Origin of the sequence: uncultured Tenacibaculum sp., from assembly GCF_947504135.1 — a bacterium.
In the GTDB taxonomy this organism is placed as follows: Bacteria; Bacteroidota; Bacteroidia; order Flavobacteriales; family Flavobacteriaceae; genus Polaribacter.
This window is the reverse complement of the sequence record NZ_CANNGG010000003.1, coordinates 1-12,193: the sequence shown is the minus strand read 5'-3', so window position 1 is coordinate 12,193 and position 12,193 is coordinate 1. Positions and strand designations below refer to the sequence as shown.

At 35.3% G+C, this 12,193-nt stretch carries 8 protein-coding genes; 5 read left to right on the top strand and 3 right to left on the bottom strand.

Features of this window, described 5'->3' with window-relative positions:
• Positions 1-132: 132 nt before the first annotated feature.
• Positions 133-1,251, bottom strand: a complete 1,119-nt coding sequence (dnaN, locus tag Q0663_RS06210; protein ID WP_299008128.1) for a DNA polymerase III subunit beta — start codon at positions 1,249-1,251, stop codon at positions 133-135.
• 86 nt (positions 1,252-1,337) lie between these two features.
• Complete coding sequence (locus tag Q0663_RS06205; RefSeq protein ID WP_299008126.1) at positions 1,338-2,282, bottom strand: lipid A deacylase LpxR family protein; 945 nt, start codon at positions 2,280-2,282, stop codon at positions 1,338-1,340.
• A gap of 68 nt (positions 2,283-2,350) precedes the next feature.
• Between Q0663_RS06205 and ppk2 (Q0663_RS06200) the strand changes: the two genes are divergently transcribed.
• Positions 2,351-3,208 (top strand): polyphosphate kinase 2, encoded by an 858-nt coding sequence (gene ppk2, locus Q0663_RS06200; RefSeq protein WP_299008123.1) that lies wholly within the window; start codon positions 2,351-2,353, stop codon positions 3,206-3,208.
• A 2-nt stretch (positions 3,209-3,210) separates the two neighbouring features.
• Positions 3,211-3,990, top strand: a complete 780-nt coding sequence (gene ppk2, locus Q0663_RS06195) for a polyphosphate kinase 2 (protein ID WP_299008120.1) — start codon at positions 3,211-3,213, stop codon at positions 3,988-3,990.
• Here ppk2 (Q0663_RS06195) and Q0663_RS06190 read toward each other — a convergent pair.
• Positions 3,979-4,629 carry a hypothetical protein gene (locus tag Q0663_RS06190; protein ID WP_299008117.1) on the bottom strand — a complete coding sequence of 217 codons (651 nt, stop codon included), beginning with the start codon at positions 4,627-4,629 and terminating at the stop codon, positions 3,979-3,981. The two genes, ppk2 (Q0663_RS06195) and Q0663_RS06190, sit on opposite strands and share 12 nt — an antisense overlap.
• 85 nt (positions 4,630-4,714) lie before the next feature.
• Here Q0663_RS06190 and Q0663_RS06185 point away from each other — a divergent pair, with 85 nt between their 5' ends.
• The 3 genes from Q0663_RS06185 to Q0663_RS06175 form a co-directional block, all read left to right on the top strand.
• The gene (locus tag Q0663_RS06185) at positions 4,715-5,257 is read left to right on the top strand and encodes a Smr/MutS family protein (protein WP_299008115.1); all 543 of its coding nucleotides are present in this window, start codon (positions 4,715-4,717) and stop codon (positions 5,255-5,257) included.
• 144 nt (positions 5,258-5,401) lie between these two features.
• Positions 5,402-6,535, top strand: a complete 1,134-nt coding sequence (locus Q0663_RS06180) for a cysteine desulfurase family protein (protein WP_299008113.1) — start codon at positions 5,402-5,404, stop codon at positions 6,533-6,535.
• A gap of 375 nt (positions 6,536-6,910) precedes the next feature.
• On the top strand, positions 6,911-12,193 hold a 5,283-nt coding region (locus tag Q0663_RS06175; protein ID WP_299008110.1), incomplete at its 3' end, for a proprotein convertase P-domain-containing protein.

Below are 12,193 nucleotides of genomic sequence, written 5' to 3'. Positions count from 1 at the left end.
TATTATTTATAAAGTTTGAAAGAGGTAAATTTACAATTATTTATCGTTTTTGAAAGTGAAAGGTGTTATAAAAAACAAAAAAGCCACAGGTGTTGATATTGTGGCTTTTATAATAGTGTAAGTTGTTTTTTTCTATCCGTTTAACATTACAGGCATAACTAGCATAGTGACTAGTTCACCTTCTTCTGTTCCGTCAATTGGAGTTAAAATTCCAGCTCTATTAGGTAAACTCATTTCAATTAAAACATCGTTAGAATTTAAGTTATTTAACATTTCACTTAAAAAACGAGAGTTAAATCCAATTTGCATGTCATCTCCCTGGTAATCACAATGTAAACGCTCATCAGCTTTGTTTGAGTAGTCTAAATCTTCCGCAGAAATATTTAGCTCAGTTCCTGCCATTTTTAAACGAATTTGATGTGTTGTTTTACTAGAGAAAATAGAAACACGACGAACAGAGTTTAAGAAAGAAGCTCTATCGACTGTTAATTTGTTAGGGTTCTCTTTTGGAATTACCGCTTCGTAATTAGGATATTTCCCGTCAATTAAACGACAGATCAATACTACGTTGTCAAAAGTAAACTTAGCATTGGTGTCATTATATTCAATAGTAACGTTATTTTCAGAACCACCTAAAATTCCTTTTAATAAGTTTAAAGGTTTTTTTGGCATAATGAATTCTGCTGATTTTTCAGCGGTAATATCTGTACGTGTATATTTTACTAATTTATGAGCATCTGTAGCTACAAATGTTAATTCTTTAGAGTTAAACTGGAAAAACACACCGCTCATTACAGGGCGTAAATCATCGTTTCCTGCAGCAAAAATAGTTTTAGAAATAGCAGTTGCTAAAATGTTTGATGGAATTTCAGTACTACTAGGTGAAGGTAGTTCCACAGCTTTTGGGAATTCGTCTCCACTAAAATAAGCCATGTCATATTTACCTTGCTCAGAAATAATTTCAATAGTACTATCGCTTTCTACTTTAAAAGTAAGCGGTTGTTCAGGAAATGTTTTTAAAGTATCTAACAATAAACGAGCGTTAATAGCAATGGCTCCAGTATCTGTACTTTCAACATCAATTACTGATGACATGGTTGTTTCAAGATCAGATGCAGATATTTTTAATTCATTTTCAGATAATTCAAATAAAAAATTATCTAAAATTGGTAATGTGTTATTGCTGTTTATAACTCCTCCTAAAACTTGTAGTTGTTTTAATAACTGTGAGCTAGATACGATAAATTTCATTGAATAGTTTTTCTATTTATTAGACTTACAAATATATTTTAATTATATGATTATAAAAATTATTTTTTTTAAACCAGATATTAACCTTAGTTAAACTGATAATTTAATTGAATAGTTCCGTAAAGATTACCTTTTGGAACTCGAGCACTTTTCAGTTTTTTTGTGTGATAATTGATAGCATAACCAAAATTAAAACGATTACTGGTAAAACGTATTCCAAATTCGGTAGTGAATACAAAAGGTTGAATGTCAAAAGTAACAGGGCTTCCATGAGCTAAAAAACTTCCTTCTATGGTTGCGTCATACGCTGCATAACGAATCATGGGATTAATATATAAAAAAACTTCCGCGTTGTTGTGGAATTGGGTGTTTTGGTTGTTTAAATTGCCGTTAAAAGCAATGGAATTTAAAATACTTTCTAAAGGTTTAAAGCCAATACGAGTGTACAAACCGGTTGATAAATCGGTGTAAACGGTACCAATTCTGGCGGTATTCCTCCAGTTAAGATCAAAAAAGCTGTCTTTGGTGAGTTTTTTAATGTATTCTGCTTTTAAGTTAAGGGCAAAAGCATCTTTTATTTGGTATCTCCAACCAGTAGCTTTTTTAAACCCGTAAATATCATGGATAAAATCTTGCAGTTCCTCGCTAAAAGAAGATGAACCAATACTACCAACCTGTAAAGATGTTTTTAAGATTGATTCATTTTTGAAGAAATAATTGATGCCAAAGCTTCCATAGAGATATCCAGCAAAAGGTCGATCATGTTCTTCTACAGTTTCAACAACAGCCTTAAAAGGTGTATACATATGGTGTCCAAGTTGAATTTCGTAGCTTTTTTTTTCAATATTTTGAAATTGTTTTTCACTAAGATAACGATACGTTAAAAATACACCGTTTGTGTAGTATCTGTCGTAATAAGTGGAAGTGTATAAGTCATTGTCGTTTAAGAAACTGAACTCTTTGGTATATTTTCGTTGCGAGAAGATAGTAAGTGAAAATAAGATGAATAAAAGTGTTGTGTTTTTTTTCATAGCTGTAAATATCGTATTATTTTAGCACAACCTAGGTTAAATTATTAAGAAGGATAATTAGTGGCTTTATGAGTAAAGAATCTGTATTAACGATTGAAGATTTTGAAAGTGTTTCTACCAACGAAGAACTTTTGGCTAAGATTAGAAAAAAAGGAATTTCTATAGCGAAAGTTCAAGTGAAGTTAGATTATGAAGAAGAGTTAAGAAAACTTCAAATTGAGTTAGTAAAACTTCAGCAATGGATTGCGAAGAAAAATAAAAGAGTAGCTGTGATTTTTGAAGGAAGAGATGCGGCAGGAAAAGGAGGAAGCATACGTAGATTTATGGAACACTTAAATCCTCGTTCTACACGTTTAGTAGCTTTAAATAAACCGACTGAAGTTGAAAAAGGTCAATGGTATTTTCAACGATATATAAAAGAATTACCAAACCCAGGAGAGATTGTTTTTTTTGATAGAAGTTGGTATAACAGAGCTGTAGTTGAGCCTGTAATGGGGTTTTGTACAGATGATCAATATAAAAAATTTTTGGTGCAAGTGCCAGAGTTTGAACATATGTTATATGAAGATGGAGTTGTTGTGATAAAATTTTGGTTATCAATTTCAAAAGAAGAACAGTTACGTCGATTTAATTCTAGGAATAATAATCCTTTAAAGCGTTGGAAGTTCAGCCCTGTAGATAAAAGAGGACAAGAGCTTTGGGATGAGTATACTTTTTATAAAGATGAAATGTTTAGTAGAACACATACTGCGTACAGCCCTTGGATTGTTGTTAAAACAAATAATAAAAAAGAGGCAAGAGTAGAATGTATGCGTCATGTATTAACACAGTTTAATTATGATGGAAAAAATGAAGCGCAAACTATTTTAACACCAGATCCTAATGTTGTAATGCGCTATTATCGTTCAGTAAAGCAGTTAGATTAAGAATGAGAAAATTAACCCAAAGAGACGTAAATAAACTAAATAGTACACGAGGTTTAAAAGCTTTGTTGTCGAAACCTTTTAATATAGAAAGAGCAATTCGATATGTAGATTACGAACGAAAGTTAAAAAAATTACAAGTAGAGTTGATTCGTTTACAAGCGTGGGCTATTAGAGAAAATGAACGAATTATAGTGATTTTTGAAGGTCGTGATGCAGCAGGGAAAGGAGGGGCGATTCGTAGAATTACTGAGCGGATTAATCCACGTCATATGCGAATTGTAGCTTTACCAAAACCTAGTGAAGATCAAAAAACACAATGGTATTTTCAACGTTATGTAGAGCAGTTTCCAAAGGCAGGAGAAATCTTATTTTTTGATCGTAGCTGGTATAATAGAGCAGTAGTAGAGCCTGTGAATGGATTTTGTACTCAAGAAGAATATCAAATATTTATGAATCAAGTAAATGATTTTGAACGTATGATTTTAGAATCAGGTATACGCTTGGTGAAAATTTATATGTCTATCAATAAAAAGGAACAAGCAAAACGATTTAACGATATTAAAAACGATCCGCTTAAACAATGGAAAATGACTCCTGTAGATGAAAAAGCACAAGAATTATGGGATGATTATACCAAGTATAAAAAAGCAATGTTTTCTAAAACAAATACAGAAGCTTCTCCTTGGAAAGTTATTCGTGCTAATAGAAAAACAGCAGCTCGTATTAATGTAATAAATCACATTTTAAAAAGCATTCCTTATGATAAGGAGTTAGAAGTGTAGTTCTTCGGGTAACCTATTTTTAATATCTTCAAAAATAAAAAATAATTCACCAGCAATTTGTTTACTTGTTTCTAAGTATGTTTCGTCTGTCAAATCAGTATTGTCAGATGTTTTAGGGTCTTTATAAGGTAGATGAAAACGTTCAATAGCATCAGGTATATATGGGCAGTTTTGGTCGGCATTATCACAAGTAGTTATAGCGACAAAAGGATAACTGTTTTGAGGATGATCATATAACTTAGAAAAACCTAAAATTGATTTTTTAGTTTCATTAAAAGAAATTAAATATCTTGGATTCTGATGAGAAAAATCAACAACGTTAAAAATAAAACCAGTTTTTTGTAAACATTTCACTGTATTTCTATGAAAAGAAGTGGTTTCTGTTCCGCCAGAATAGGTAAACATATTCTTTAAGTTAAAATATTCAATAGCAAAAAAACTCCATACTTGTGCAAACTGACTTCTACGAGAATTATGAGTACAAATAAAATTTAAATTTATTTTTTCTCTGTCAAGATACTCTTCATAAATAGTATCTATTATTTCAAGTAATAAATCTTTTCGGTCTTCGGTAAGGGTTAACTCTTTTCTAGCTTCCTCAAAGAAAACTTTTGTATTGATATTTTTAGTGTTAATCATTTATTTTCAGTTCTTTTGCAGTGTGTTGTGATTGTAGCAAAAATACAAGCTAAAGCCCTTTTAGCTAATTAAATAAAGGTTAAGAATGTGTTTAGAAATCGGTAATAAAGTAGCTGTGATTGACGCTGATATTAGAGGAATCGTAACAAAAATTACTAATGAAGAAGTTTTTGTTAAAGATGCTGATGGAATGGAGTACCGTTTTTTTAAAAATGAATTGGTAAAGATTGAAGTTGATCAAAATGAATTAAGTAAGTATTCAGATATTAACAACCCGATGTTAAAGGCGAAAACACAATCTAAAAAAACGTCTAAAAAATCCCTTTTTGTAAAAGATAGAAATGAAACCGTTATGGAAGTTGATTTGCATGCCGAAAAGCTTGTGAAATCAACACGAGGAATGGATAATTATGATATTTTATCACTTCAATTAGATATAGCAAAACAAAAACTAGAGTACTGTATCTCAAAAAAAATATCAAAACTAGTGTTGATACATGGTGTGGGTGATGGTGTGTTAAAAACAGAACTTCAGTATTTATTAAATAATTATCGGGTGAAGTATTACGATGCTTCTTATCAAAAGTACGGACAAGGAGCCACTGAGGTGTACGTATATCAGAATTAAATAGGTGAGTTTAATTGTTTATAGGTTTAGTTGCTTAGGGGTTTCTAGATGTTAAACTAAAAAGGTGAGTGTTAGTAATCTCGTTTTTTTTAATCTAAAATTCCAAAAATCTAACTATCTAATATAAAACTTTACTTTTGTAGTATGAATTCAGTGTATTTAGATAATGCGGCTACCACACCTATGTTGCCAGAGGTGGTAAGTGTAATGCAAGAATCGATGCTTGCTAATTTCGGAAATCCGTCTTCAACTCATCAATACGGAAGAAAGGCAAAAGCTGCTGTAGAAACAGCAAGAAAAAATATTGCGAAACATTTTAATGTAACGGCAAGTGAAATTATTTTTACCGCAGGCGGAACTGAAGCAGATAATTTAATCTTACAAAATGCAGTCTTGCATTTAGGAGTAAAAAGAATTATCACCTCTAAGTTAGAACATCATGCTGTTTTAAATACCGTACAGTTTTTAGAAAAAAAACATAAAATAACTGTAGATTATGTTAGGGTAAATGAAAATGGAGCTGTTGTATTGGATAGTTTGGGGGAGGCTTTAAAAAAGTCAAACGAAAAAACCTTAGTGAGTTTAATGTATGTGAATAATGAAATTGGTAATATTTTGCCAATTGAAGAGGTGGCAAACATGTGTAAAGAACACCATGCTTATTTTCACTCAGATACAGTACAAGCTATCGGACATTATCCAATAGATTTACAAAAAACTCCGGTTGATTTTATCGCGGCGAGCGCACATAAATTTCACGGTCCTAAAGGTGTTGGTTTTGCTTATGTAAAAAAAGGAATAGCAATTCAACCTATGTTTTTTGGAGGAGAACAAGAAAAAGGAGCGAGGTCTAGTACCGAAAATGTTCACGCTATAATAGGTATGGAAAAAGCATTGCAGATTGCTTTTGAAAACCTGATAGTAGATGAAACCTATATTAAAGAGTTGAAAAATTACTTTGTAAAAAAAGTAAAAGAACTAGTGCCAAAAGCTGAAATAAATGGAGAGTTAGCCGATGAAACAAGTTATACTATTGTTAATGTACGATTTCCTGTTCAAGATAAAATGCTACTGTTTAATTTAGATTTATCAGGAGTAGCAGCATCAGGAGGAAGTGCTTGTCAAAGCGGTAGTAATAAAGGTTCGCACGTGTTAAGTGCTTTTTTAAATGCAGAAGAAGTTCATAAAGCTTCTGTACGATTTTCGTTCAGTAAGTTAAATACGATTGAAGAGGTCAACTATGTTTTGATGCAGTTAAAAAGAGTGTTAAAAAAATAATAGGCTGTTTTATTCGTTTTAAAGCATTTTTTTACTTATTTGTATATGTGTTTAGGTTAGAAGGTTAAATTCTTTAAAAGTAGTTTTAAAAGATTGTTTTGTATAGTTTTTATTGATTTGGTAAATGAAACTTATTTTTTTTAACTATAATGTGACTTAAACTGTTAATTTTACATCTAATATTTTAGTGAGAGTAAAAAAAGTTTATTTTTGCACGCTATTAAAATAGAAGTCCCCCACAAGAAAAAAGGTTGTAGAACAGCAACTTAAGTTTTTTTTTGTGTGGGATTTTTTATATCTCACTTTATTGTTTATTAAGAATAAAAGTCTTGAAGAATTTCAAGGAATAAAATTGTATATATAAAATGTATTAATATGGGGGAAAACTACATTGCTAAAATCGGTACATATAAAAAGGCTTTCTTTTTTGTGTTAACGGTTTTTTTGTCTGCTAAATCTTTTTCGCAAGATTGCACTATATATTCCGATAATGATAACTACAATATACCTGATAATACAAGTAGTTATTCAGACTATGCTTCTGTAACAATTTCTGATTCATTTTCTATTGTGGATTTAGATGTGAATATTTCTATTACTCATACCTATAATTCTGATCTTAGAATAAGATTGGTGCATAGGGTTGGAGGTGTTATAAATAGAGCAGTAGATTTATCGATTAACAGAGATGGACAAGGTGATGGTTTTAGTAATGTTACATTTGATGAAAGCTCAAGTACATCTCTTCCTAATGGAGGAAATAATAATACGCTTACAGGAACATATAATCCGGATGGTAATTTAGATGATTTTGTAGGTGATAACTCGTTGGGAGATTGGGTGTTGCAAATCAGAGATGATCTTGCTGGGTATACGGGTACACTTACAAGCTTCTCAATAAATATTTGCAAATTACATGAAGTTTCATGCAACGATGTATACGCAAGTTCATCATCTTCAATATTAGGTAATCGTAACTCTTTATATACGTTAACAGGTTCAACCATGACCCCAGTATATACAGCTCCTCAAAGAATAGGTGGTTTGGCAATTAGTGCTGATGGTAATGCGTATTACGATGATGCTTCAGCATCATTTCCTTTGTATAGTTCAGATGGCTCAACTCAAGTGTCTGAAGGGGCTACGTTACCAAATCAATTAGTTGGTCAAGGAGCGAATGCTGATGGAGATGTATACTATATTGATACTTCATATCATTTACGAGTAATAGAGAAAGGGTCGGGTACTGCTACCGATTTAGGTGCTCTAAACTTTGGTACAGATACTATTGGAGCTACATTAGTAGCAGGAGATTTAGCTTTTGATGGTAATGGTCGCTTACATTGGTATGCTTCAGTAGGAGGTAGTGGAGCTTCTTATTTATTTATAATAAACACGAATACATTAGTAGCACAAAATCTAGGTAATGTGGGGCCTAATGGAGCAACTGGGGTGGCTTTCGATAGCAGTGGAAATATGATCACGAGTACATCTAATGGAGATGGAACTAGTAATATCTATTCTATAGACTTTTCGTCACCAACATTATCAGGAACTTTTATAGGTACAGCATCGCCAGGTGTATATGATATGGGGTCTTGCTCTACACCAACCTACAACCCAATTTTATCAGCTACCAAATCTGTAAAAAACATAACAAAATCGGCAGATCCTGCTGTTATAGCTTTAAGCGGAGATGTGTTAGAATATACTATAGTGGTAAATAATACCGGTAATTTATCAGCATCTAATACTACGTTTATAGATGCAATACCAGCTTCAACAACTTATGTAGCAAATTCAACTCAGTTAAACGGGGTTTCGATAGCTGATGTAGGTGGTAATATGCCGTACACTACAGCTACAGAAATACACTCGAGTACTCAGCCAGATGGAGTGGTTACTATTGGTAGTCCTGTTACTATCACGTTTAGAGTAACAGTAGATTATGGAAGAACGTTACCAGCTACTATTAATAATACAGGGACAGTAGAGTATCCTATTGTTACTGGTGGTGTTACAACTAATCAATCTGTTGATTCAAATACTGTAAGTACTCCTACGGGAGACATATGTACACTTGGTATAAATGATTCAGATGGTGATGGAATTGATGATATTTGTGATTTAGATGATGATAATGACGGGATACCTGATACTGAAGAATATTGTACTAATGCAACAACTACGTTGCTTCCTTCAGCAAATGCATCAGGAGATAGAGAGGTAGTGATAACTCATGCTGATACAGGTTTTGCTAAGTTAGACTTGTTAGAGTTAGACAATTCTTTTCAAATGTTTGTTAATGGAACTCCAGTGCACCCTTCAATATTAGAGTTTGAAAACGGAGCTTTAGGCACAGGAGAAGTTTATTTCAGATTTCAATCTGATAATGCTTTCATAACTACACCTTGGAATCCTAATAGTAATGGTTTGCCTAGATTGAGGTTGATTATAGATGAGTTTGGAGTGATTACTTTATTAGGTTCAAGAACAACAACTTCAACAGTTCTGGAACCAATGGTAGCACAATCGGGAGAGCCTTTTAACACAATAACGTGGACTCCTTCAGCTAATAACACGTTTAGAATTGTTAATCAAGTAGGGCCTGGACCAGAAGAGTTAAAAGGGAGTTTATATGCAAGTAATATATGTGACGCTGATGGAGATGGAATAAGTAATCAATTAGATTTAGACTCTGATAATGATGGAATACTTGATATTGTTGAGTCTGGTGTTTTAAATGAAACAGGAGTAGCCGATTCAAATAATGATGGTAGAATAGATGGGGCTAATTCGGGAAGTGGAGCTAATGGACTTTTTAACATCATAGAAACAAATGATACTTTTACAGCTTCTTTAAATTATTCGGTTTTAGATTCTGATACAGATGGTGATACTAACCCTTATGACGTTGATTCTGATGGAGATGATTGTCCTGATGCGATAGAAGGAGACGAAGATGTTTTATCATCACATTTAGATGGAGATGATAGGATAGATTATGTGGCTAATGGGGGAGTTGACGCAAACGGAGTTCCTAACCTTGTAAATGATTCTGGAGCAGCAGATATAGGAGATGATCAAGGACAAGAGACCACAGGTAATGAAATTGTTGCTACTCAAATACAAATGGACACACAACCAAGTGATAGCACTATATGTTTAGGGAGCAATGTTACTTTTACAGCCGCAGCAAGCTCTTTAAGTACAACTACTTATATAGGGAGTGCTCCATCTACTACGCCTGATTACAGTGGTAGCACAAGTACTACAACAGGGTTAGTATATCAATGGCAAGAACAAATTGCAGGTGCTGGAGCTTGGAATGATATTTCTAATGGAGGAATATACAGCAATGCAACTACTCCATCATTAACTTTAACCAACCCACCAGTAACAGTTTCTACTAATAAATATAGGTTGATAGTAACTAGTACTCTTAACACCTGCCAGATTTTAACTTCAAATGAAGTATCTCTTACCGTAGATCCTACTTCGGAGGGTGGAAGCATTGCAGGAAGTACCAATGTGTGTACGGGAACGAATTCTACAACACTTACACTAAGTGGATATACAGGAAATATCATTCGTTGGGAAAGTTCTACCGATAACTTTGCGACTGATACCGATATCGCCAATACTACCACGACCTTAACAGCTACCAACCTTACCACCACCACGCAATACCGTGCGGTCGTACAAAGTGGTGCCTGTGCAGAAGCGACTTCTGCTACAGCAACCATTACTGTAGATCCTACTTCGGAGGGAGGAAGTATTGCGGGAAGTACCAATGTGTGTACTGGTACCAATTCAACAACATTGAGTCTAAGTGGACAGACAGGAAATATCATTCGTTGGGAAAGTTCTACCGATAACTTTACCACCGATACCGATATCGCCAATACCACTACGACCTTAATAGCAACCAACCTTACCACCACCACGCAATACCGTGCGGTCGTACAAAGTGGGGCTTGTACAGAGGTAGCTTCAGCTACAGCAACCATTACTGTAGATCCTACTTCGGTGGGAGGAAGCATTGCGGGAAGTACCAATGTGTGTACTGGTACCAATTCTACCATATTAACCTTAAGTGGAGAAACAGGTAATATCATCCGTTGGGAAAGTTCTACGGATAACTTTGCGACCGATACCGATATTGCCAATACTACCACGACCTTAACAGCAACCAACCTTACCACCACCACGCAATACCGTGCAATCGTACAAAGTGGTGCCTGTGCAGAAGCGACTTCTGCTACAGCAACCATTACTGTAGATCCGACTTCGGTGGGAGGAAGCATTGCGGGAAGTACCAATGTGTGTACCGGAACCAATTCTACCATATTAACCTTAAGTGGAGAAACAGGAAATATCATCCGTTGGGAAAGTTCTACCGATAACTTTGCGACTGATACCGATATCGCCAATACTACCACGACCTTAACAGTTACCAACCTTACCACCACCACGCAATACCGTGCGGTCGTACAAAGTGGTGCCTGTGCAGAAGCAACTTCTGCTACAGCAACCATTACTGTAGATCCGACTTCGGTGGGAGGAAGCATTGCGGGAAGTACCAATGTGTGTACCGGAACCAATTCAACAACATTGACCCTAAGTGGACAAACAGGAAATATCATCCGTTGGGAAAGTTCTACCGATAACTTTGCGACTGATACCGATATCGCCAATACTACCACGACCTTAACAGCAACCAACCTTACCACCACCACGCAATACCGTGCAATCGTACAAAGTGGTGCCTGTACTGAAGCTACTTCTGCTACAGCAACCATTACTGTAGATCCGACTTCGGTGGGAGGAAGCATTGCGGGAAGTACCAATGTGTGTACCGGAACCAATTCAACAACACTGACCCTAAGTGGACAGACAGGAAATATCATCCGTTGGGAAAGTTCTACCGATAACTTTGCGACTGATACCGATATTGCCAATACCACTACGACCTTAACAGCAACCAACCTTACCACCACCACGCAATACCGTGCGGTCGTACAAAGTGGTGCCTGTGCAGAAGCAACTTCAACTACAGCAACCATTACTGTAGATCCGACTTCAGTGGGAGGAAGCATTGCGGGAAGTACCAATGTGTGTACCGGAACCAATTCAACAACATTGACCCTAAGTGGACAGACAGGAAATATCATCCGTTGGGAAAGTTCTACCGATAACTTTACCACTGATACCGATATTGCCAATACCACTACGACCTTAACAGCAACCAACCTTACCACCACCACGCAATACCGTGCAATCGTACAAAGTGGTGCCTGTGCAGAAGCGACTTCTGCTACAGCAACCATTACTGTAGATCCGACTTCGGTGGGAGGAAGCATTGCGGGAAGTACCAATGTGTGTACGGGAACCAATTCTACCATATTAACCTTAAGTGGAGAAACAGGTAATATCATCCGTTGGGAAAGTTCTACCGATAACTTTGCGACCGATACCGATATTGCCAATACTACCACGACCTTAACAGCAACCAACCTTACCACCACCACGCAATACCGTGCGGTCGTACAAAGTGGGGCTTGTACAGAGGTAGCTTCAACTACAGCAACCATTACTGTAGATCCGACTTCGGTGGGAGGAAGCATTGCGGGAAGTACCAATGTGTGTACCGGAACC